The following is a 21779-nucleotide window of genomic DNA, read 5'->3' as shown; positions in this document are numbered from 1 at the left end:
GTTCCTCCTCGTGATGAGTGGTGGGGTGCTCGGGGGGGGCGGTGGTCGATGGCCGGGGGCCGGGGGCCGGCGTCACGCCTCGCGGCGGGCCGCGCCGGCCACGGTGATGTTCAGGAACCGGGGCACGGGCAGCCCCCGGTCGCGGAAGTCCTCCGCGACCGCGGCCCGCACCGTCGCGAGCCGGGCTTCGGGCAGCAGGACCAGAACGCTCCGCCCGGGCCGCTCTCCGGGCTGCCAGGCGCTCAGGGCCCCGGCCCGCCGGGCGCACCCGACGGCCCGGGCCAGGTCGGCCGTACGGTCCTGCGTGCCGTCGGGGTCCGGCCGCAGGGCCAACAGCACCAGGCGTGCGCCCGAGTCGGCCGGGTCGAAGACCACGTACCGCTGGCGTTGCCGCCGGGGCTCCGGCCGGGGTGGACCCTGGCCGAGCAGCAGGGCCCTGCCCGGCCGGGCGAAGAGGGCGCCGCGGCGCAGCGGGTCGTCGCCGTCCGGCAGCGCCTCCGCCATCAGCCGGGCCAGCCGCACCCGGTCCGGGTCCTCGCCCGCCGGTGTGTGGACGTCGGCCACCGCGAGCGCCACCGCGCAGTCCGCGGCCTCCTGCGTGGCCAGCCCGGCGGCCGCGGTGAGGGAGCCCTGCACGTGCAGGTCGGTGCCGCCCCGGCCGTACCCGGCCCGGGCCAGCGCGCGCAGCAGTGCGTACGGGCGGGCGGCCCAGGCCGGGGTGGCGGGCGGCGGCCCGGACAGGGTCAGCGGGAGGTCGCAGCCGTCCGCCGGGTGGGCCAGGGAGCTGAGCCGTACGAGGCCGTCGGCGCGCGGGGCCGCCGCGGCCGCCACCGGCCAGCCGGCTGCCGCGACGAGGCCCGGGGAACCGAGGTGGAAGGTGTACGGGGCGCTCCAGACGGCGGCCGGGGGGCGGCCGTGGGCGGCCTCCAGGGCGTAGGCGACCAGGCGGAAGAGCGGGTCGGCGGTGGCCCGGCGGGCCAGGTCGCCTCCGGTGAGCGCCTCGGGGCCGGGGCCGGTGGCTGCCTGGCCGGTGGTGGGGCCGGTGGCAGCCCGGCCGGTGGCGGGGTCGGTGGTGGGGCCGGTGGCGGCGCAGACCGGGCCGGTCCGCGCGCCGGGGCCCGTCACAGCTCGTCCTTGCGGGCCAGCATCCGGTAGGCGTTGCCGCCGTCCGTGCGCCGGGCCGCGGCGGTGCGCAGTCCGTCGAGCACCGCCGCGGCGGCGAAGAGCGGCAGCGAGGCCAGGCGTACGGCGCCGGTCAGGACGCGTCGGCCGGTGGTGGCCGGGGGCCCCCAGGGGCGGTCCGGGTCGGGAGCCAGCCGGGTCGCGGTCAGGGCCACCGCGCCGAAGAAGTCGTTGCCCTGGTGGGCCGGCCCGTGTTCCTCGGCGAGGACGGTGAACCCCCGGTCGGCCAGGGCTTCGCGCAGGTTCGAGGAGGGGATCAGGTGCTGGTGCTGCGGCTGGAACCAGGGCAGCCAGGCCGGGCCGAGCAGCCGGGCCATCCGGGACTCGGGGTCGGGGAGTTCGATGGTGAGGTAGCCGCCGGGGGCGAGGACGGCGGCCGCCGTGTCCAGTTCCGCCAGCGGGTCCCGGGTGTGCTCCAGGTAGTGGTACATGCTGACCACCTCGTACTGACCCGCCAGTTTCACCGCGAACTCCGGGAACTGGCCCTGGTACCCCGTCTCCACCCAGCCGCGCCGCTCGGCCTCGCGGACCCCGTCGCCCATGTCCAGTCCGTCGAACCGGGTGTCGGGCCAGACGGCGCGGGCCGCGTTGCAGAAGTGGCCGTGTCCGGTGCCGACATCGAGCCAGGACACGGGATCGGTGTGCGGGCGGAGCATTTCGGCCCGGCCGTGGTAGGCGGCGCCGAGCCGGCCGAAGACGGTGGCCGCGCCCTCGCCGCCGCGGCCGTCGTAGAAGTCGCGGTAGTAGAACTCCAGACCCTCCGGGGAGAGTCGGGGGTTCTGGAAGACGTGCCCACAGGCTCCGCACTGTTCCAGGGTGAAGCGGCCCGGCTTGCCCTGGAGCAGGTCGGGCACCCGGACCCGCACGGTGAGGCGGCGCGAGCCGCACCAGGGGCAGTCCGGGCGGCGCGGTTCGAAGAACCGGTCGGTGCCGGCGGCCAGGTCGGCCCGGTACGCCTGGACGGCCTCGGCGCGGACCGACTCGGCCCGGTCCGCCTCGGCCCGGAGGGACTCGGCCCGGAGGGACTCGGCCCGAACCACCTCCGCCCGGACCCCCTCGGCCCTGACCCCCTCGGCCCTGATGCCGGTCCGGTCCGCGTCCTGCGCAGCGGCCGGGCCGTTCGCCGGGACGGCGGCCCCGGGTGGCGGCGTACGGGTCGTCGCGGCGGCCGTACGCACGGCCGCGCCGAGGGAGCGTACGGGCCGGGCGGCCGTGGCCCGGGCGAGGTCGCCGGGGCGCAGCGCGCCGGACCGGCCGAGGGCCAGGTAGGGCTGGATCCAGTACAGCCCCGCCGCGGCGGCGCCCCACCGGCCCTGGCGTACGGCGGCCCCGGCCAGCAGGGCCAGCCCGGCGAGCTGGGCGGCGGCGAGCGCCCCGGGCGGCAGTCCCTGGGCCCGCAGTTCGGCCGCCCGCGCCGGTCCGTCCGTGGCGGCGGGTGGTCCGCAGCTCAGGGCGGGTGCGATGGCCAGTCCCGTGGCATCGGCGGCGTATTCCTTCACGCGCCGGACGACGGCCATGAGTTCCGCCGGCGTGGCGTCCGGTCCCGGCAGGTCCACCCCGGCCCGGGCGAGCACCTCCTCGGCGACGAGCACGGCGAAGCCGGCCCCGCGCCCCTCGCCGAGCCGGTCCTGCCGGTAGCCGGCCGGGTCAACCAGGCGCAGCAGGCCGAGCACCCGCTCGGTGGGCAGGTCCCCGGGCAGCAGGTCCAGTACCCGCAGCCCCTCCCGGTCGGCGTACGCGCAGGCGGCCAGGAAGGTGACCACGTCGGGCTCGACGCCGCCGGCTGTGAGCAGCCGCCAGCCGGCGGCGCGCGGCACCCCGGCGTCCGCGGGGGCGGTCATGGGCAGTACCGGGACCGCCCGCAGGCGGCGGGCCGCGCGCACCGTGCCCGCGCCGAGGGCGGCGAGCAGGAGGACGGAGGTCCACCGGACGCCGGACAGCAGCGGGCGCGCGGTGCGGCGGATCCGGGCGGGGGAAGGGAGCGGGGAGCGCGTCATACGAGTTCCTCCAACCGGTCGGCCGCGGCGGCTGCCCCGCCGGCCGCGGCGAATGAGGCCTGGATCCGCCGGGCGCCCCGGCGGTGGCCGGGATCGTCCAGTACGGCCGTCAGCGCGTCGCGCAGTTCCTCGGCCCGGGTCCTGCCGAAGCGCACCCGAACCCCGGCCCCGGCCTCCACGACCTGGCGGGCGACGATCGGCTGGTCGTCGCGGATCGGGGCGACGACCAGCGGCAGCCCGTGCGCGAGGGCCTCGCAGACGGTGTTGTGGCCGCCGTGGCAGACCACGGCGTCCAGGTGTCGGAGCAGATCCAGCTGCGGCACGCTGTCGCGCAGCAGGACGTTCCCGGGGACCTTCCCGACCAGGGCGGCGGGGGCCGCCAGGACCAACTGGACTTCCTTGTGCAGTCGTTCGGCGGCGCCCAGCACCGCGCCGTAGAACCGGCCCCCGGCCTCCTGGTTGAGGGTTCCCAGTGAGACGAGCACCCGTCGCCGCTCCGGATCCAGCTGCTCCCAGGGGAAGCCGGGTACGGACGGCCGGGACCCGAAGGCCGGGCCTACGAAGGCGTAGTGCGGCGGGAACTTCCCGTCTCCCCCCACCAGTTCGCGGCTGGAGAACACCAGGACCAGCTGCTCCGAGAACCGTGGATCCCACGCCGCTCCGGCCGGCTCCGGCTCGGCCCCGCACTCCGCCAGCAGGCCGGCGATCTGCGCGGCCACCCACTCGCCGACCTTCGGGAAGTCCGCGAAGGGGAGGGTCAGTTCGGCCGAGGTGCTGGCGGAGGTCACCCAGGGAATCCCGAGCCGCCGCGCGGCCACCGGACCGGCCAGGGCCTGCTGGTCGGCGACGAGCACGTCCGGCTGGAAGGCGCCGGCCGCCCGGACCACGCCGGGGAGCATCGCCCTGGCCAGGGGGACCAGCGCCTCCTCCCAGAGGAACCGCAGCGCCCCGACTCCGCGCAGATCGCGCCAGCGGGTGTGCAGCATCGCGTAGTCGCCGCCCGCTTCGGCGCCCGCGGAGAGGATCCGTGCGTGCTCGGGCAGCAGCCGGGCCAGCGCCCCGGGCGGGCCGGTCCAGGCGACCTCGTGGCCGCGGGCGGCCAGTTCGGCGCCGACCGCCACGGTCGGATTGACGTGCCCCGCGAGCGGCGGCACCGTGAAGAGCACCTTCATCGGACCAGCGCTCCCGCCCGCGGCCGTACCGTCGATCTCGATGCCGATGCCCCCGTGAGTGCCCCCGCCGTGGCCGTCGCGTCGAGGTGGGCGAGTACGGCCGCTCGCAGTGCTCCGCTGTTCTCCTTCAGCACGTCGTGCCCCAGGCCCGGCAGGATCTCGACGGCGGTCACGTGCGGGGCGTGGCGGGCCAATTCCATTGCACCCGGGACCAGTTCGGAGTGCTCGCCGCAGACGATCAGGACGGGGCAGCGCAGTCCGGCGTAGTCGCCCGGGGTGAAGGTGCGGCTCGCGGCGATGTCGTCGATGAGGGTGGTGCGGTTGAGCAGGTCGTCGGCGATGGCCGTGAGGTTGGCCGCCTTGCGCAGCCGCAGGGTGAGCAGCTCGGCGGGTACCGCACTGTCCTCCAGGCCGAGGGCGGCCGCCGACAGGGTGTCCACCATGTTGTCCACCCATGCCCCGCTGAGCGGGGGTTCGAGCAGGGTGAGGCCGGCGACCAGGTCGGGCCGGGCGAGGGCGGCGTGCAGTGCCAGGGTGCCGCCGTAGCTGTTGCCCACCAGGTGCACCGGACGCTGCCCGAGGCCGAGTGCGCCGAGCAGGGCGAAGAGGTCCCGTACGGCGGTGCGGCTGTCGTAGCCGGTGTCCGGGCGCTCGGTACGGCCGTGGCCGCGCAGGTCGTAGAGGACCACCTCGTACCCGGCCCGGGCCACCGGGACGGCCAGGGGGCAGTAGAAGGAGGAGAGGTTGTCGACGACCAGCCCGTGCAGGAAGACGACCACGGGGCGGTCGGCGGCGTCGGGGCCGGCCGCGTGCGCGGTGGCCGGGAGCTGCTGGACGTGGAAGCGGACGGCGCCCGCGGGAACGAAGGCCATGGCGGATCAGCCGTCCGATCCGGCCGGGGCGGCGGCGCGGGCGGCACCCGCTGAGGCATGGGTGCGGGTGGCGTGCGTGAGGGAGGCGTGGGTGATCCGGCCGATGTGCGTGACGAGTTCGCCCACGGACATGGCGAGGATGCCGTCCATGTCCTTCTCGGACAGGAAGCCCATCAGGTCGACTTGGGCTCCGTAGCGGTGGTGGAGGAGTTCGGCGAGGGCGACGAACTCGATGCTCTCCAGGGCGAGGTCCTCGTTGAACGTCGTCTTCATCGTGACCTCGTCCGCGAGGAGGTGTTCGTCACCGACGATCTCCACGAGCATGCCGGTGATCTCGGCGAGGATGTCAGCTGCCATGACTGGTCTCCGTGAGGTGGAAGGGGACGGGGGACGGAATCGCGGGACGGTCGGTCCAGGCCACCACGTGGTCGGGGTGGGCGAGTGGCTCGTCCGCGAGCACGAGCAGGGTGGTGCGGACCGGATACGGCTGCCCGTCCGGGGAGAGCACTGTCAGCTCGCCGGAGCCCGGGTCGCCGGTGGTCCGCCAGTCGCGCGGGCGGCCTCCGAGTCCGGTTCCGGCGGCCTTGGCGGCCGCCTCCTTGGCGCACCACAGGGCGGTGAGCGCGGCCGGGAGTCCGGTGCCCTCCTGGGCCGCCAGCCGCTCGGCGAGGGCGAGTTCGCCCGGCGCCAGGGCGACGCGGATGAGCGCGTCCGGGTCGGTGGTCACCTGTTCCACGTCGATGCCGACCGGCAGGCCGTGGTGGGCGAGGGCGACCCCGATCCGGTCCTTGTGGGCGATGGTCAGGTGGACTCCCCCGGCCAGGGCGCCCCCGGCGAAGGGCCGCCCGGCCGGGTCGTTGCCGATCGGCACCTCGGCCGGGAAGACCGGCCCGGCCCCGCCGTCCCAGAGCAGGTGGCGCAGCGCGTCCTTGGCGGCGATCCGGCCCAGCAGCCAAGGCACCCGGGCGCGCGGCGCGAGCCGCTCGTAGGCCGCGCGCTCGGCGGCGCCGAGGTAGCGGCGCATGACCAGCTCCTGCGAGGCGGGGTCGGTCCAGCGGCGGCGGGCCAGGCACCAGCCCTCGGGGCGGGGTTCGCCGATGCCGCAGACCTCCGGGGTGAACTTCATCGGCCAGACCCGCTCGTCGGCGCCGAAGCGGCGGTACGTCCAGCCGTCGATCCGGGCCCACACCCGGCCGTCGGCCCGGAGCAGTTCGAGGTCGCCGCGCACGGTGACATCGCGCACCTCGCGGATCCGGGCCGTGGCCCCGACGAGCTCGTACGGGGCGGGCGGCGGCCCCGAGAAGCGGATGGCGTCCACGGTGGCCGGGAACACCAGCCGGTCCACGGGGAGCCGCAACTGCATCCAGTGCCCGAAGAGCTGCCCGGCGGCGTCGAGCAGTGCCCCCGGGTCGGGCAGCGCCCGCAGCACGCCCCGGATGCCGTCCTCTCCGACGGACCGCACCTCGTGCACCCCGGCGAAGCGGGGGCCGTGGAACATCCACCGGTACCGGTAGAGGGCCTCGGCACTGACGGGGGCCGGCCGGGGCTCGCGCAGCGGGGTGGTGTCGGGGCCGGGCAGGGCCTCGTAGCCCTCTCCGAGCAGTACGAACACGTCGGCGTACTCCCCGAGGGTGACGCGCACGCGGCCGGACCCGGCGGGCCGTACGGTGACCTCCACGTCGAGGGCCGGCTCCACGGGGAGCCAGCGCATGGCGCGTACCCGCTCGTAGCCGATGACGGCCAGGCCGGGGGGTGCGTCCCGCAGTGCGGCCTCGGCCGCCAGCTCCAGCATCGTCGTCATGGGGACCACGGGGAACCGGTCGGAGTCCTCCGGCCATGCGTCGGGCTGGAGGTAGACGCAGTGGTCCCGGACGTAGGGCAGCGTGGCGAGGGAGAGGCGCAGGGTGTGGGTCTGCGGCCGGGACCCGGTCTGCGTCGCGGCTTGCGTCTCGGTCGGTCCTTCGGTGGGGGTTGCGTCCAGGGAAGAGAGGAGGACCGGGCGGGGTTCCGCGGGCAGCGGGGCGGTCGGGGTGGTGGTGGTCTGGGTGGGGGCGGCGATCGGGGTGGTGGCCTGCGGCAGGAGGCCGGACAGGGTGGCGCGTGCGGCCTCGCCGAGGCGGACCAGCGGCGAGCCGAGGTCCAGCAGCACTCCGCGCCCGGCGGTCGGCACTGCCGGTGGGCCGACAGGTGCAGCACGTCCGTTGGCGGTCCGGGCCGGTCCACCCGTTCCGTCCGGGGCCAGTCGGTCCCAGCGCGGGGCGTGCCCCTCGGTCCACAGGGCGGCGCAGGTGCGCCGCAGGGCGGCGAGGCCGGTGAGCCGGGGGGAGGAAGCCGCCACCGAGTAGTGGGGGCGGTCGCGCAGGGTGTCCTCGATGAAGCCCGGCAGACTGCCCGGCCCCAGTGTGACGAAGCCCCGAACGCCCGCGTCCTCGTACAGCCGGAGCGTCAACTCGCGGAACCGGACCGGTTCCAGCAGATGGCGGACCACCAGCTCTCGTACGGCCTCGGGTTCCGGGGGGAACGGCGCGCAGGTGGTCGCCGACCAGAGGGGCAAGGTCCCGCGCTGGAGCGGCAGTCGGGCGAAGGCGGCGCGGACCTGGCCCAGGTAGGGCTCCCACATAGGCGTGTGGAAGCCGGAGCGGAAGGGGAGTTCCTGTCCGAGAACGCCCTCGGCCTTCAACCGTTCCAGGACGGTGGCGACTTCGGCGGGAGCACCGCAAACGACCGACTGGTGCGGGCAGTTGTCATGGCTGACCACCACCCCGTCCAGTCCGTGCAGCGCGGCTTCCGCCCGCCGGGTTCCGCACCCGAGCGCCGCGTAGACGAGGTCCGGCACCTTCACCGAGCCGGGGCGCAGCGAGTCCAGGAAGGTGTCGGCCGCGTCCTGCCGGTACATCCCGGCGGCCACCATCGCCGCCCACTCCCCCAGGCTGTGGCCCGCCAGCACGTCTGCCTGGATGCCGAGTTCGGGCAGCACCCGGGCGAGGAAACGGCCCGTCGCGATGGCGTCCAGGGCCCGCTCCGTCAGTTCCTCGCCCCGGGTCAGCCGGGGCCGCTCCAGCCCGAGCCGGTCCGCCACGTCGTCCAGCGCCGGGGCGAACTCCGGCTCCAGGCCGGGGAACAGGAAGGCGAGCCGGCCGCCCAGCGGCTCGGGCGTGAACCACACCTCGCCGCGCCCCCGCCACGCCCGGCCGCGCGCCACCACCTTCGCGGCAAGCGCGAGCCGCTGGGGCGTGGGACCCACGACGGCGAGCCGGCAGGGACCGTCTCCACCGGATGCCGGGGCGCCGGACGCCAGCCGGGCCGTCAGCTCCGCCGTGTCGGATGCCGCCAGGAGCAGTACCTCCTCCCGCGCGGGCGCCCCCACCGGCGCGGCCGCGCCGCCCAGCGGCAGGAACCGGCGTACGGGCGCTGCCGGCCGCGAGGGCGTCGTACGCCCCGAGGGCTCGGCTCGGCGCGCGGCGCCGGGAGCCTCCTCCAGCACCACGTGCGCGTTGATGCCGCCGAAGCCGAAGGCGTTCACACCGGCCCTGCGCGGCGCCGGCCCGCGTTCCCACGGCCGGGCCGCCGTCACCGGTCGCATCCGGGTCCGGGCCAGGCCGGGGTGCGGCTCCTCCAGGTGCAGGGTCGGCGGCAGCACCCCCTCGTGCACCGCGAGCGCGGCCTTGATCAGCCCGGCCATGCCGGAGGCCTGCATGGTGTGGCCGAGCATGGACTTCACGGAGCCGAAGCCGATCGCGTTCCCGCCGTCGAGGTCGAGGGCGGCGTCGAGACCGGCCGCGCCCCCCATCCCGGCACCCGCGTACGAGCCGAACACCTGCGCCAGCGTGTCCAGTTCGGCCGTGTCCCCCACCGGGGTTCCGGTACCGTGCGCCTCCAGCAGCCCCAGCGCGCCGGGTGCCCGCGGATCAAGACCCGCCTCCCGCCAGGCCCGTTCCAGCGCCCGCACCTGGCCCGCGACGAGCGGGCTCATCAGGCTCGCCGCCCTGCCGTCCCCGGCGACGCCGGTGCCGCGGATCACCGCGTAGATCCGGTCGCCGTCCCGCTCCGCGTCGGCGAGCCGCTTCAGCAGCACCACCCCGGTGCCCTCGGACAGCAGGGTTCCGTCGGCGCGCCGGTCGAAGGGGCGGATCCGCTCGCTGGGGCTCAGGGCGCGCAGCTGCGTGAACACGCTCCACAGGGTGGCGATGTGGCAGTGGTGCACGGCTCCGGCGATCACCGCGTCACAGCGCCCGCCGGCCAGCAGCCCCACCGCCTGGTCCACCGCCAGCAGGGAGGAAGCGCAGGCCGCGTCCAGGGTGTAGGCCGGTCCGTGGAAATCGAGCCGGTTGGCGGTACGGGCGGCCGTGAAGCTCGGCACGAGTCCGATCGAGGCGTCGGGCCGTTCGGGGCCCAGCGCCTCCTGAAAGGCGGAGCGCACGGCGGCGATCCGCCGCTCGCCGAGCTCGGGCGCCAGCTCTCGCAGGGTCTGCGCCAACTGGTGTGCGGTACGTACCCGTTGGTCGAGCCGGGCGGTGGCCACGCCCATGAAGCCGCCACGGCCCAGTACGATCCCGATCCGCGAGCGGTCCGCCGGCAGGCGGCCCTCGCCGCCCGCGTCGGCGATGGCCTCGGCCGTGGCGTGCAGGGCCAGCATCTGGTCGGGTTCGGCCCCTTCCACCGTGGCCGGCATGATGCCGAAGCGGGTCGGATCGAAGGCGGCAAGCCCGTCCACGAAGCCTCCGCGCCGGCAGTAGAACCGGTCGCCGGAGACCGGTCCGGCGGCGCCGCCCGGGTCGTAGTACACCTCGGGGTCCCAGCGCCCGGGCGGGACGTCGCCTATGCAGTCCGTACCGGCCAGCAGGTTGCGGCGGTAGGCGGCCAGGTCCGCGGCGCCCGGGAACACGGCGCCCATCCCGACGATCGCCGCGTCGGTGGGCCGCGGGCCACGGTGATGCCGCCGCTGGCCGGCGCCCCATCCGCCCGCCTGGCCCTGACCCTGGCCTTGGCCTTGGCCCTGTCGATGGCGGTCAGGCACGCCGCTCACCCCCCTCGTGCCCGTCGGCCGCCATCAGGACCACCTGTACGTCGGTCCCGTGCGCGAGTTCGGCGAGGAACGCGGCGCCGCCCGCCTCCGGGTCGATGAGCGCGATGCCCCGGCGGGTGTACGCGCGTGCCAGTTCGGGGCTGACCATGCCGCCCGCCTCCGCGGCCCAGGGGCCCCAGTCGAGGGAGAGCACCCGGCCCGGGAAGTCCTCCGCCCAGATGTGCGCGAGGCCGTCGAGGGCGTCGTTGGCGGCGGCGTAGTCGGTCTGTCCCCGGTTTCCGTACACGCCCGCGACGCTGCCGAAGAGGGCCAGGAAGCGGGGTGCGGGCGCCGCGCCGTGCTCGGCCGCGGCGGCGGCGAGGTGGCGCGCACCGGTCACCTTCGTGGTGAACACCGCGGAGAAGGAGGCCGGTTGCTTGTCGCGGAGCAGCCCGTCGTTCAGCGTCCCGGCTCCGTGCACGATCCCGTCCAGCCGGCCGTGGCGGGCCCGTACGGCGGCCACGACGCCCCGTACCGCCTGCTCGTCCGTGACGTCCGCGCAGTGGTAGCCGACGGACGCGGCCACGCTCGCGAGGGCCTCCAGGGTGGCCCGTACCTCGCGCTCGGCGAGGATCCGCGAAGCCGCGGCCTCGATCTCCGCGGGGGTGCGCAGGCCGGTGGCGATGAGGGCGGCGCGCAGGGCGACCCGATCGGTGGCGTGCCCGAACTCATCTGCCTCTGAAGATGGTTGAGGCGTACGCCCCATCAGCTCTACGTGGCATCCGGTGGCCCGGGCCAGCGCCAGGGCGGTCCGGGCGGTGATCCCGCGGGCCCCGCCGGTGAGCAGGACCACCGAGCCGGCATCGAGGGGCGGCGTCCCGTCGCCGGGGGCGAGCGGTGCGGGTACCGGCCGGGCGGTGACCCGTAGGCCCTCGGCCGTGTAGGCGATGGAGGCGGGGGCCTCCGCAGACCTGGTGGCATGGGCCGGGTCGGCCGGGTCGGCCGGGTCGCAGCTCAGCTCCGCGAGGAGCTGCGCCGCGATCCGCTCCGGGTCCTCCTTGGAGTGGACCTCCACGGCCCGGATCAGCCTGCCCGGGTATTCGAGGGAGGCGCTGCGGGCGAAGCCGTGCACTCCCGCTCCGGCGGACTCACCGCGGACGGTGACCATCAGGAGCCGGTGCACACCGCCGGTCAGGGCCCGTTGCAGCCCGGGAAAGGACTCGGGCAGGACGGGTTCCGCTCCCGGCCGCAGGGCGGACAGGTCGAGGACCGCGTCGAACCCTGCTTCCCCCTCGGCGAGTTGCCGTACGTCCGCCCCGTGAGACCGGAGGGCTCCGAGGACAGCGGGCACGACGCCCTGGCCGTCTCCTGCCTCCCCGACGACCCCGATCCGCAGACCTCGCAGGGCCTCCGGGTCCCCGGGTGCGGGCGGCAGAGCGTGCAGCTCCACTCGGAGCCGGCCGAGCGCGGGCGGGGCCGCTGCGGCTGCCGGGGCCTCCGCTTCGACGGCCGGCGGCTCGGGGTGGGCGGTGTGGCCGGAGACCCAGTCCACGATGCCGCGCAGGGTCTTGATCCGGGACAGCTCCTCGATCGCGGAATCGGCGGAGCCGCCCGCATCCTGGGGCAGGCCGATCCGGTCGGCCAGGGCGCCGATGATCTCGACCCGCTTGATGGAGTCGATGGACAGGTCCGCCTCCAGGTCCAGCTCGGGAGCGAGCATGTCCCGCGGGTACCCGGTCCGGGTGTGGACGATCTCCACGATCACGTCCATCACCTCCTCGGCGGACCGCGGCCCCCCACGAGCCGCGCCCCCGCTGTCGCCCGCACCCCGACGCTCGTCACCCGCGGACAGGCCGTCTCCCGGGACGCCGCCGGGTGTCGCCGACCCCGGGGTCGGACCGCCGGGCATCCCGTTGCCCAGGGCGACACCCCCGGGCATCCCCGAACCGGAGGCCGCACCGCCGGGCATCCCGGAACCCGGGGCCACGCCGTCGAACGCCGGCCCACCCGGAGCCGTCGGCCACGGTCCAGTTGCTCCGTCGCTCCCGACCTGAGCGGCGGGCCGGAAGGCGTCGGCACCCCCCAGCAGGCCCGCACCGTCAGACCGGGACTCGCCCCGCGCATACGGAGAGGCTGCGTCCGCGAGCATCCCCGGGGTCGCCCCCCGTCCGCCGGGCAGTCCGGCGCCCGGGGCTGCGCCGTCAGCTCCCGCCGGCCACGAGCCCGACCCCCCGGCACCGGGATCCGCGCCCGTCGGGGCCGCGGCATGGGCCCCGGACCAGGCGCCGTCGGCACCTCCGGGCAGGCTTCGCCCGTCCGGCCGGGGCTCGGACCAGAAGGCAGCCGGAGCTGCGCCCTGCAACACCCCCGGAGCCCCCTCCGCTCCCCGCGGGGCCGCGAACCCCTGTCCGGGACCCCGGTCCGGGGTCGCCCCCACGCCCTGGGGGTCCACGGGGCCAGGGGTGGCACCGAGGGGGGAGGACGGGATCGCGCGGGCAGGGCCGGTGACGGCGAACTGCCCGGGCGGAGCCTGGTCCGGGCCGCCCCACGGCAAGGCCGTCGCGGTCGACGCCAGGTAGCCGATCATCACGTCCCGCTGCGCCTGGACCAGTTCGCGCGAACCGCGAAGGTACTCCAGGACCGCCTCCTCACGGCGGTCCGCCGGGGCAGGTGCGGCGTGCTCGGCCGGCTGACCGGTGCGAGCCCCCGCCCAGGTGGCCGGGCCCGTCGGCAGCTCAAGACCTGCGCCCGGGCCGCCGTTCGCGGTCCAGAGGCGCCGGCCATCCGCACCCCCCACGACCGAACCGACCACGGGACCACCGCTCCCGGGGACGAACGGCGTCCCCTCGGCCGCCGGAGTCCCGGCCCGGCCGTTGCGCGCGTCCGCGTAGCCGCCCATCGGGCCTCCCACCGGACCGGAACCGCCACCCGAGCCACCCACACCCGGCCCCCCACCCGGCAACCGGTGTCCGCCTCCGGCAGGACCGCCGCTCCCCGGCCCCGCAACGCCGGCGCCCGATCCACTTGCGCCAGAGCCCGCGCCCGCGCCCTGCGACCAAGGACCACCCCCGACGGGACCCCCACTCCCCGGCCCCGCGAAGGGAGACTCCACGCGCCCCGCGACCGCACCCCCCGCCGGGTCGAAGCCCCCTGCCTGGCCACCCGTACCAGCCACCCCGCCGGCCGGCCAAGGCCCACCCCCGTCAGGGGCGGCGCCGTGCCCGTTGCTCGTGAAGCGGCCGTTCTCGCGGCCGTCCGCCATCGCCGCCTCCCGGGCGGGGCTCCAAGCCGAACCGGCCTCGGCAGGCAGCCAGTGCCCGCCCCCGGCAGGGGTCGGCAGGCTCGCGGGGGCGCCGTTCGCGTGGGCCCCCGGCTCGGCGGAACTCCCCACCTGACCGGTGCCGTTCTTCGGCTGCGCCATCTGATGGGCTCCCTTTCCTTCGGATACCGCGACGTGGACCCGGCGGGCCGGGCGGAGGCCACCGGGGACGGGGTTGCCGTCCCGGGTGCGGACCAGGTGGCCGTCCACCAGCCAGCCCGGGCGGCGTGGAGCGCGCTCGGGGAGCCGGGAGGTTCGGCCGCGGAACAGGGCTTCGGGTGCCACCGGGACGCCCGCCGCGACCAGTTCCGCCAGGGCGGTGACGAGGCGGAGCAGCCCGTGCTCACCCGGCACGTCCAGCGGCACCACCGTGTGCGGCCGGTCGCCCAGGATGCGGCCGACCAGGCCGGACAGGACGCGGCCCGGCCCGGCCTCCACGAAGGTCCGTACTCCGGCGGCGTACATGTGCTCCACCTGCTCCACGAACCGCACCGGCTCGCCGACCTGACGGGCCACCAGATTCCGTACCGCGTCGGCGGTCAACGGGTACGGGGCGGCCGTCGTGTTCGACCAGACCGGGACGGCGGCCTCGGCCAGTTCCGTCCCGGCGAGTTCCTCGGCCAGGGCCGTGGCCGCGCCGGCCACGACCTCACTGTGGAACGCGCAGGCCACGGGGAGCGGCGTCGCCGACAAGCCCGCCTCCCGCAGGGCGGTCACCGCCTCGGCAACGGCGGCGGAGGGACCCGAAATCACGCACTGGCGGGGCGCGTTGTGGTTGGCGATCACGCACCCGGCACGCGCGGCTATCTCCCGCACCTCCTCCGGCGCGGCGGTCACCGCCGCCATCGCCCCCGGATCCGTCCCGGCGGCCGCGAGGATGGCTTCGGCCCGGCGCGCGCTCAGCCGCAGCAGGCTCTCCTGGTCCCACACCCCGGCCGCCCACAGTGCGGTGAGCTCGCCGTACGAGTGCCCGGCCACGCAGTCCGGCCGCACACCGAGTTCCCCGAGCAGCATGTGCGCCGCCGAGCCCGCCAGCCCGAGGGCCGGCTGGGCCACCCGGGTGTCGGTGACCGCGGCGCGCTGGGCGGTCCGCCCCTGTGCGGTGAAGGCCGCCGGGGGGAACATCGCGGAGATCACCGTGCTCGGCGCCGCGTCCAGCAGCTCCCGGAGCGGCGGGAAGGCGGTGAACAACTCACCGAGCATGCCAGGACGTTGGCTGCCCTGGCCGGGGAAGAGGAAGGCCACCTGTCCGGGCGCCGCCGATTCCTCCCGTACGTGGACCCCCGCGCCCGGGGTGAAGGCGCGTGCCCGCTCAAGGCGGTCCGCCAGCTCGTCCAGGTCGGCGGCCACGACGGCGACCCGCACCGCACCCGCTCCGGCCGCGGCCTCGGCGGCGAGGTCGCGCAGCGCCCACGGGCGCCCGGCCGCGTCGTTCTCCTCCAGCCGGGCCGCCAGCCGGGCCATCGCCCGGCCCGCCGCCCGCCGGTCCTCGCCCCGGAAGCAGAACAGTTCGGCCGGCCATTCCTCCAGTCCGTGCCGCGGCTCCTCGGCTCCCGCGTAACCGGTCAGCACCGCGTGGTAGTTGGTGCCCCCGAACCCGAAGGCGCTCACCCCGGCGATGCGCCGTTCGGCGGGCACCGCCCACGGCCGGGCCCCGGCGTCGAAGGAGAAGGGGCTGGCCTCCGCGCTCCAGGCCGGGACCGGTGCGTCGAGGTGCAGGGTCGGCGGCCGTACGCCCGAGTGGACCGCCCTGACGGCCTTGATCAGTCCGGCGAGCCCGGCCGCGCACTTGGTGTGCCCGATCTGGGATTTCACCGAACCCAGCGCGCAGGCTCCGGGGGCGGCGCCCGATTCCGTGAACAGGGAGGTCAGTACCGCCAGTTCGGTGGTGTCTCCGACCACGGTGCCGGTGCCGTGCGCCTCGATGAGGCCGACCTCGGCGGGGTTGATCCCGGCCCGCGCGTAGGCCCGGTCCAGGGCCCTGCGCTGTCCCTCCGGCCGGGGGGCGGTCAGGCCCAGGGAGCGTCCGTCGCTGGCGGCGCCGACCGCCTTGATCACGGCGTACACGCGGTCGCCGTCCCGTTCCGCGTCGGCGAGCCGCTTCAGTACGAGCGCCCCGACCCCCTCCCCGAGGGCGATCCCGTCGGCGGCCGCGTCGAAGGGCCGGCAGCGGCCGCCCGGGGACAAGGCGCGGACGGAGGAGAACAGCAGGTAGTCGTTGATGCCGTTGTGCACATCGGCGCCCCCGCACAGCACCATGTCGCTGTCCTTGTCGCGCAGTTGGCGGCAGGCGAGGTCGAGTGCGGCCAGCGAGGAGGCGCATGCGGCGTCGACCGTGCAGTTCGCGCCGCCGAGGTCGAGCCGGTTGGCGACCCGGCCCGCGATGACGTTGGCGAGCACACCGGGGAAGGAGTCCTCGGTGAGCCGCGGGAGCTGCTCGTCCAGCTCGGGTGGGATCTCGCCCAGGTATCCGGGGTAGAGCGCGCGCAGCCCGTACGCGCCCGCCAGCTCGGTGCCGGCTTCCGCGCCGAACACGACCGAGGTCCGGGACCGGTCGAATTCCCGGCCCTTGCCGTACCCGGCGTCCGCCAGGGCCCGCGCGGAGATCTCCAGGGCGAGCAGCTGTACCGGTTCGATCCCGGCCAGGGAGGCCGGCGGGATGCCGTGCGCGAGGGCGTCGAAGGCCATCGGGCCGAGGAAGCCGCCCCAGCGGGACGGGGTGCGTTCACCGGCCCGTGCCGGGTCGGGGTCGAAGTGGAGCGCCGGGTCCCAGCGTTCGGCCGGGACCTCGGTCACGGCATCGCTCCCGTCCAGGATCCGCGCCCAGTAGGCGGCGAGGTCCGGTGCGCCGGGGTAGGCGCAGGCCATGCCGACGACGGCGACGTCCAGCGGCTCGGCCGGTGCGGCGGCGCCGCCGGCCATCGCGTCCGCGGCATCACCTTCGGGGTCGGGACCGGCGAGCTCCTGGGCACGCTGCCGCAGCAACTCGGTCGCACCCTGGGTGACTTCGGCGTGGAGTGCGGCGATCGTGGTGGTGCCGGTGCGCAGGGTTGCGGCCTGGCCCAGCATGAACAGCCCCTCGGATCCCTGCTGTTCCTCGCCCACGGGCTCCAGCCCGGAACCGTCGGGCCCGCGCCGCAGGCCCTTGCTGGCGATCCGGAGCCTTCCCAGGTTGAGCCGCTCCAGCTCCTCCCACACCTCGCGCGGTTCGGCGCCGCCTTCCGCGAGCCGCCGGCGGGTGGCCTCGAAGGTGTCCACGTACGGGGTGACCGCGCAGCGGGTGGCGTGTCCCGGCGCCGTGTGCAGCAGTACGGTGTCCGCGCACTCCAGCGCCGCCCGCTGGAAGCGGGGCAGGACCGCGCCCGCGGCCACCGCCTCCTCGGTGAACAGGTACGCGGTGCCCATGAGCACCCCGATGCGCGCACCCCGTTCGGCCAGCGGTGCCGCGGCCGCCGCGGCCATGGCGGCGGATCGGGCGTCGTGGATTCCGCCCGCGAACAGCACGTCCAGCGCGGCCGGTTCGGGGCAGGAGAGCAGCAGCTCGATCTGCTCCTCCCACAGGGGGAAGGAGGCGCGCGGCCCGACGTGTCCCCCGCATTCCAGCCCCTCGAACACGAACCGCCGTGCCCCGTCGGCGAGATACCGCTCCAGCAGGCCGGGCGAGGGCACGTGGAGATGGGTCCGGGTTCCGGCGGCCTCCAGCGGGGCCGCCTGCCCCGGGGTGCCGCCCGCGATGATCGCGTACGGCGGGCGCACCTCGGCGACGGCCGCGAGCTGCTCGGCCCTCAGCTCGGCCGGGGCGAAGCCGAGCATTCCCACGCCCCAGGGCCGCTCCCCGAGCCGCTCGGCGGTCTCTGCGAGGAGCCGGCGCACTTGCGGCCCCTCCATGACGGCGAGCGCCAGATAGGGGACCCCGCCGCCTGCGGCCACCGCTTCGGCGAAGGCCGCCTGGTCGCTGACCCGGGTCATCGGCCCCTGCGCCACCGGGAGCGGTCGCCCCGGGCCGTGGCCGCCCCCCAGCGGCCGGGCCCGTACGACGGCCGCCAGATGTCCCGCGACGGCCGACCGGATGCCTTGGAGGATGCCTCCGGTCGTCCGGTGGCGGGCGGCCAGGCGGGCCGCCGAGGCCCCGTCCTGCCCGACCGGGAGCAGCTGTGTCCGCAGGTCCCGGGCGCCCAGCAGGGTGGCCACAGGCCCCTGCGGCGGGGTCAGGTCGGGGCGCGTGTACACCCTGTGGCCCTGCAGCAGTCTGGTTTCGGAGCCGTCCATGGCCCGTACGGCCGCGTCCACTTCGGCGGGCAGTGCGACCTCCCCCTCAGGTGTGAGGGCCAGTTGTACGTCGACCAGCACGCCAGCGGCTCCGCCCGCGACGGCCGCGGCCGCCGTGTGCGGCCCGATCCCTCCGTACGCCCGAACGGGCAGCCCGAACCCGGGGTCGGCGAGAAGCTGTTGGAGGAGTACGAAGGTGGTGGTCCCGCCCACCCGGCCTCCCGCCTCGTGCCCCTTGGCCACGAGCGCCTTCACCCCGGCGGCCACCGCGGCCGCGGCTTCGGCCGGATCGGTGACCTCCGCCCACACCCGAGGCCTCCCGTCGGCGGCCGCCCAGCCGGCCACCCCTTCCGGGGTGTGGCCCGCGGGGTCGGCGAGCAGCACCGTGTCCACTTCGGCCGGCAGCTCCTCGGGCCCGACCGTGCAGCCCGCGGGCACGCGTACCCCGTAGCGGCCGGCTCCGAGGCGGCGGGCGATCTCGGCCATGGCGCTCCGCGCGGCCCCGGCGTCCCGGCCGAGGTCGAGCAGGCCCAGGGCTCCGGCGCGCTCGGCGGCGGTGACGATCCGCGGGTTGGGCTCCTCGAACGGGCTGAGCGCGACGACGAGGTCACGGTCGGCGGCGCGGAGCCGCCCGGGCCGTTCGTGCTGTTCGTGCTGTTCGTGCTGTTCGTGCCGTTCGGTGGGCGACGACTCGGGCCGCTCCGCGCCCGACGGCTCGGTCCGCTCCCCCAGCGGCGCGGACTTCTCCCCCGACCTCCCTGTCGTCGCGGCCGCCGGCGCCGATCGCCCGGAAGGTGCGGTCTGTGCGGTCTGTGCGGGCCGTGCCGGTCGCGGAGGCCGCGGGCTGCGTGAAGGCGGCGCAGGGCGCGGAGCCGGCGGGGGCTGGTGGGGCGGGAGGGCACGCGAGGGCTGGGGGGACGGCTCGGGCTGGGGGGACACGGACGCTCCTCTTCCAGTGCTGTGTGACATGGCGCAGTGCGGGAGGGAAGACCGGGGAAGGCGTGGGAGAAAGGCGGCGGACGAGGCGCCCTCCCGCCGGGGATCCGAGGTGGGCGACGCGCGAAACGGCCGGGCGATGCGGCGGGACAGGGTTGAGCGTTGGTCAAATTCCCTGGTGCCGGGATGCATCGTGCGGTGACGGCCCCGCACTGTCAACGGTCATCCGGAGCCGTTCACTTCGCAGTCAGGACGGCCACCGACCACCCGCACCGCCCCCCGGACACGCCGTCGGCACGCTGCCGCCGGGGCCATGACCTGCGGTGTTGCGCCAGGGCGGCCCGCCCCCGGACACCAGGCCGGCGTGCCTCGGCCGCCCGGGCTCATGCCGCATGGGTATGAGATGCCACCGGTCCGGCATGAACACCTTTGCGAAGTCTGGTGGTTGTTCACCCGACGCGGTCTTACAGGTACACCCTTGCCCGGTTACCTTCCGGTCATGACCCCCACCCTCGCCCAGCTCCGCTACCTCGTCGCCGTCGCCGACTGCCGTTCCATCACCGGCGCGGCGGCCTCCGTGTTCGTCGCCCAGTCCGCCCTGTCCCGCGCCGTCCAAGCCATGGAGCGCGACCTCGGCGTCGATCTCCTCGCCCGCCGGGGAAGGGGGGTGGACCTCACACCGGAAGGGGCCCGGGTCGTCCGGCTGGCCCGCACCGTGCTCGATGCGGTGGAGGCCATCGACGACATCGGCACTCCCCACGGGCTGGGCGCCAGGGCCGCCCTGTCCATGGTCACCACGCCCACCCTGGCCCTCGATCTGGCCTCCGAGCTGGTACACACCTTCACGGAGCGGCATCCCGGCCTCGACGTCAGGCTCCACCAGTACGACAGCCGCGAGGCCTTGATCCAGGAACTGACTCAGGGCCGGGCCGAGTTGGCACTGGTGGACCTCCCCCTCGACGGGGAACTCTCCACCCATCACATCCAGGAGCGCGAGGTCGTGCTCATCTCCCCCGTCGGGTCCGCGCTGCCCGACCCGTTGCCGTTCCGCGCACTCGACGGGCTGCCCATGGTGCTGCCCACGCCCGGGACCGGCCGGCGCACCGAGATGGAGGCCATGTTCAGCTGTCTGGGCGTGCGCCCGGTGCCCTGCCTGGAGGTGGACGAACGCCTCGGCTGGGTGACGGGGGTGACCGACGGCCGCGGCTCCCTCATCTGGTACCGCGACGTGGTCGCCAGGGCCTTCGGAAGCAGGGCGGAGATACGTTCCTTCACCCCACCGCTCCTGCGCCCGGTGGGCATCGCACACGCCCGCCGGCCGCTGAGCCGGGCCGCCCGCGCCTTCATCGCCCACGCCCGGCACAAGGCCCCCGTACGCGAGCCCTCCCGGTGACCGGACGGTCCGGACAGGACGGCCGAAGAGCCCCTCCCGACGGCCGGGACATGCCCGTCCGGCATTGAACGATGCTCAAAGGGACGCCGATTGACCCTGGCGCCAGAACCTGACACCCCCTCACATGGTGGGCATGTTACGACGACTCCTCACACCCCCGCGGGCCGCCGCCCTGGCCACGGCGGTCCTCGCCGCGGCCCTGCCGGCCGCGGCCTGGCTGACCGGACCCGCCGCCGGGCCCGCCGACGCGTCCACCCTGACGCCTGTGTCCGCACACCTCTCCCGCGCTGCCGGCGCCGCCGCGGCTCCCGAGCGCCAGTGCACCCTCCCGGGAGGCCTGGCCGAGCTCAGCGGGCTCGCCATGAGCCGAAAACACCCCGGCGTCTTCTACGCCGTCAACGACAGCGGCAACACCAACCAGGTCTTCGCCATCGACTGCAGTGGCGCCACCGGACTGCTCAAGGCCACGTACACGGTCTCCGGGGTCGGCAACACCGACTGGGAGGGGCTGGCCATCGGCAAGGACTCCGCGGGCCGCCCCACGATCCTGGTCGGCGACATCGGCGACAACTTCAGCGGCCGCGCCGAGATCACCGTGCACTCCTTCGCCGAGCCCGACCAGCTCGCCAACGCCTCGGTGACGCCCGTGACGTACCGCTTCACCTACGCCGACGGGAAGCACGACGCCGAATCCCTGCTCGCCGATCCCGTCACCGGGCGGATCCACATCGCGAGCAAACTCATCGGCGCGGCAGGCCAGTTGTACCAGGCTCCGCTGCCGCCCGTGCCGGGGCAACCGGGCACCCTGACCGCCGTCCGGCCGGGCCCGGTCTTCGCCACCGACGGCGCGTTCTCCCTGTCGGGGGCCTCGTACACCCTGCGCAGCGGCGGGCCGCTGGGGGCCAACACGGCCTCGGTGTACGACACCGCGGGCACCAAGCTCGCGGACGTGGCCCTGCCCGCCCAGTCGCAGGGCGAGACGGTGACCTACCTCGACTGCACCACCCTGCTCGTCGGCTCGGAGAACGACACCCAAATGTGGCGCGTCCCCCTACCCCCGGAGGCCACCCCGGGCTGCGGCGGCACGCCGACGCCGACCCCCACACCTACGCCGACTCCCACCCCGACACCCACACCCACACCCACCCCGACCCCGACTCCGACTTCGGCCGAGCTGAAGCTGACCAACCCCGGCCCGCAGAGCTGCAAGTTCAACCAGAACTGCACCATCCAGCTCACCACCACGGGCGGCAAAGCCCCCGTCCGCTACACCGCCACCGGACTCCCCTGGGGCCTGACCCTCGACACCACCACCGGCCGCATCACCGGCAAACCCTGGGCCACCGGAACCATCCAGATCACCATCACCGCCACCGACACCACCCCGACCACCGCCACCACCACCTTCCCCCTCACCCTCACCTGGTTCTGAAGGCGGCCGGATCCGCACTTCGCCGGGTCACCCCAGCCTCGACGCCGCCTCCCGGTCGGAGGCGACGACGAGGTTGGCGTGCGTGCGCAGGATCATGGCCGAGAACAGGAGCGGGCGCCACACCTGGGCGACCATGGCCACCGCCAGGGTCACCACGTGGGGGCCCTCCTTAGTCGAGGAACTTGGGGCTGCGGCAGCATGG

Annotated in this window: 10 protein-coding genes; 2 read left to right on the top strand and 8 right to left on the bottom strand. The window is 75.7% G+C overall.

Going from position 1 to position 21779, the window contains the following annotated elements; all coding sequences use genetic code 11:
* Positions 1 to 72: 72 nt before the first annotated feature.
* The 7 genes from OHA37_RS36515 to OHA37_RS36485 form a co-directional block, all read right to left on the bottom strand.
* Positions 73 to 1125 carry a galactokinase gene (locus tag OHA37_RS36515; protein ID WP_266911969.1) on the bottom strand — a complete coding sequence of 351 codons (1053 nt, stop codon included), beginning with the start codon at positions 1123 to 1125 and terminating at the stop codon, positions 73 to 75.
* On the bottom strand, positions 1122 to 3179 hold the full coding sequence (locus tag OHA37_RS36510) for a class I SAM-dependent methyltransferase (RefSeq protein ID WP_266911967.1): 2058 nt from the start codon (positions 3177 to 3179) through the stop codon (positions 1122 to 1124). Before OHA37_RS36510 ends, OHA37_RS36515 begins: the two co-directional genes overlap by 4 nt.
* Entirely contained in the window at positions 3176 to 4351 is a 1176-nt protein-coding gene (locus tag OHA37_RS36505) for a glycosyltransferase (protein WP_266911965.1), read from the bottom strand. The genes OHA37_RS36510 and OHA37_RS36505 overlap by 4 nt, the downstream gene beginning before the upstream one ends.
* A complete protein-coding gene (locus OHA37_RS36500) occupies positions 4348 to 5223 on the bottom strand; it encodes an alpha/beta fold hydrolase (protein ID WP_266911963.1) in 876 nt (291 codons plus the stop codon). Before OHA37_RS36500 ends, OHA37_RS36505 begins: the two co-directional genes overlap by 4 nt.
* Before the next feature lie 6 nt (positions 5224 to 5229).
* Positions 5230 to 5580 carry an acyl carrier protein gene (locus OHA37_RS36495; protein WP_266911961.1) on the bottom strand — a complete coding sequence of 117 codons (351 nt, stop codon included), beginning with the start codon at positions 5578 to 5580 and terminating at the stop codon, positions 5230 to 5232.
* Positions 5570 to 10117 carry a type I polyketide synthase gene (locus OHA37_RS36490; protein ID WP_266911959.1) on the bottom strand — a complete coding sequence of 1516 codons (4548 nt, stop codon included), beginning with the start codon at positions 10115 to 10117 and terminating at the stop codon, positions 5570 to 5572. The genes OHA37_RS36495 and OHA37_RS36490 overlap by 11 nt, the downstream gene beginning before the upstream one ends.
* 115 nt (positions 10118 to 10232) lie before the next feature.
* Positions 10233 to 18755 (bottom strand): type I polyketide synthase, encoded by an 8523-nt coding sequence (locus OHA37_RS36485; RefSeq protein ID WP_266911957.1) that lies wholly within the window; start codon positions 18753 to 18755, stop codon positions 10233 to 10235.
* A 496-nt stretch (positions 18756 to 19251) separates the two neighbouring features.
* On the opposite strand from OHA37_RS36485, the gene OHA37_RS36480 reads away from it, so the two are divergent.
* Both OHA37_RS36480 and OHA37_RS36475 read left to right on the top strand, forming a co-directional pair.
* Complete coding sequence (locus tag OHA37_RS36480; RefSeq protein WP_266911955.1) at positions 19252 to 20145, top strand: LysR family transcriptional regulator; 894 nt, start codon at positions 19252 to 19254, stop codon at positions 20143 to 20145.
* 133 nt (positions 20146 to 20278) lie between these two features.
* Complete coding sequence (locus OHA37_RS36475) at positions 20279 to 21577, top strand: putative Ig domain-containing protein (protein WP_266911953.1); 1299 nt, start codon at positions 20279 to 20281, stop codon at positions 21575 to 21577.
* Positions 21578 to 21604: 27 nt separating this feature from the next.
* Here the strand turns inward: OHA37_RS36475 and OHA37_RS36470 are convergent, their stop codons facing one another.
* The gene (locus OHA37_RS36470) at positions 21605 to 21733 is read right to left on the bottom strand and encodes a hypothetical protein (protein WP_266911951.1); all 129 of its coding nucleotides are present in this window, start codon (positions 21731 to 21733) and stop codon (positions 21605 to 21607) included.
* Positions 21734 to 21779 lie beyond the last annotated feature (46 nt).

The sequence above is a fragment of the Streptomyces sp. NBC_00335 genome (genome assembly GCF_036127095.1).
Classification (GTDB): Bacteria; Actinomycetota; Actinomycetes; order Streptomycetales; family Streptomycetaceae; genus Streptomyces.
Note: the sequence above shows the minus strand (reverse complement) of the source record. Positions and strands in the feature narration are given on the sequence as shown.

Excerpts from the sequence above, each read along its gene's own strand:
- OHA37_RS36495 (WP_266911961.1), bottom strand. The coding sequence starts at position 5,580 with ATGGCAGCTGACATCCTCGCCGAGATCACCGGCATGCTCGTGGAGATC.
- OHA37_RS36510 (WP_266911967.1), bottom strand. The coding sequence starts at position 3,179 with ATGACGCGCTCCCCGCTCCCTTCCCCCGCCCGGATCCGCCGCACCGCG.
- OHA37_RS36490 (WP_266911959.1), bottom strand. The coding sequence starts at position 10,117 with ATGGGCGCCGTGTTCCCGGGCGCCGCGGACCTGGCCGCCTACCGCCGC.
- OHA37_RS36500 (WP_266911963.1), bottom strand. The coding sequence starts at position 5,223 with ATGGCCTTCGTTCCCGCGGGCGCCGTCCGCTTCCACGTCCAGCAGCTC.
- OHA37_RS36480 (WP_266911955.1), top strand. The coding sequence starts at position 19,252 with ATGACCCCCACCCTCGCCCAGCTCCGCTACCTCGTCGCCGTCGCCGAC.
- OHA37_RS36505 (WP_266911965.1), bottom strand. The coding sequence starts at position 4,351 with ATGAAGGTGCTCTTCACGGTGCCGCCGCTCGCGGGGCACGTCAATCCG.
- OHA37_RS36475 (WP_266911953.1), top strand. The coding sequence starts at position 20,279 with ATGTTACGACGACTCCTCACACCCCCGCGGGCCGCCGCCCTGGCCACG.